This is a genomic window from Xanthomonas sp. MUS 060 (assembly GCF_000963215.1).
In the GTDB taxonomy this organism is placed as follows: domain Bacteria; phylum Pseudomonadota; class Gammaproteobacteria; order Xanthomonadales; family Xanthomonadaceae; genus Xanthomonas_A.
In genome coordinates this window covers 1-1,181 of record NZ_JZIM01000089.1, presented here as the reverse complement: position 1 = coordinate 1,181, position 1,181 = coordinate 1, and the positions used below count along the sequence as shown (strand labels likewise).

Here is a 1,181-nt window from a genome sequence, read left to right as displayed (position 1 = left end):
ATTTTCTGGCGTCGTCTGGCGTCGCCAGCCAGAGTCACCACAGTCACCACCGTGCCGTAATGCCGACTGGCCGCACTCACCGGATCACCTGCCAGGACGTAATTGGTCACCGCCGTGCCGCCCTCCGGCACGTGATGACGCAGGCTCACCACGCCGTAAGCGTTGTAGGTGGAGCCGGCCAGGCCGAATTCCGCCGCTTCGATCTGCGCCAATGCGCCGCCGAGAGAGTGGCCGGTGACGGTCACGTGGTCTTTGGGAATGCCCTGCTTGGCCGCCTTTGCGAGCATCTGCGCCGTGAACGCGTCGGCAGCGGCTTTTTGCGGATTGACCGCGTCGCGCACCATCGTGGCATCGACAGCGATGTCTTGAATGGTGGTGAGCGCATGCTGCGCTTTTTCCGCCTTGGTCTCGCCGGTAAATAGACCTGGGTCGGTGCCACGGTAGGCGATGATGATGTTGTACGGTGTCGCGAGACTTTTATAAGCGGTGGCGTGAAAGCCGGTAATCGGGTCATTCGCGTAGCCGAAGACTTGGTACTTCTTCCCTTCTAAAGATACGGTTGTTGGGATATTAACATCTCTCTGTGAACGATTTTGGTATGAATCATTGGCCGCGTCGGCGCGCGCTTGATCGGATAAATTCATGGCTTGGCTTCCTTGACAGCGATGGTGACGGGAAAATAAGCATCTTTGTATTTAATCACTTCATCGTCAGCAGGATCTAGGTCTGGCGCGCCATAGGGAACGAAAGACCTATCCCCGTATATACTCTTCTTGAAATAACGCACCTCCGGACCGTCGTGTAAGAGTTCTTCAAACAAACTGCCCCAACCGAACCGTACACCCTCCGCCATCGCACTAACGCCCACACTGGTTACATTCCAGTGGCACACGCCAAGCTTGAAGTAGTCCTCATCCAGCAAGGCGTCGCGATAGAAATATCCCTTCCACGTATGATCGTTCACGCGTGTCATGGGAACATCGAGCCCTGTATTAGGCTTCTGCCGTACACCAAGGAACGGGGCCAGCGGCACACATTCCTCATTGATGACATCGTAGTGAATATAGCCAATGATCGAATCCCATGGCCCCGGCGCATGGGAGGTGGCAATCACTTCGTAGCGTTTGACCGGATGCGGATTGAGGTGACCGGTAGCGCCGTCATTGCCGACATCGATGCCT

Annotated in this window: 2 pseudogenes; both read right to left on the bottom strand. The window is 56.1% G+C overall.

Annotated features, from left to right (window positions below):
* A pseudogene (locus XANALMUS060_RS17110) lies at positions 1–644 on the bottom strand (hypothetical protein); the annotation flags it as partial.
* Positions 641–1,181 (bottom strand): annotated as a pseudogene (locus XANALMUS060_RS17105) (hypothetical protein); the annotation flags it as partial. The pseudogenes XANALMUS060_RS17105 and XANALMUS060_RS17110, both read right to left, overlap by 4 nt.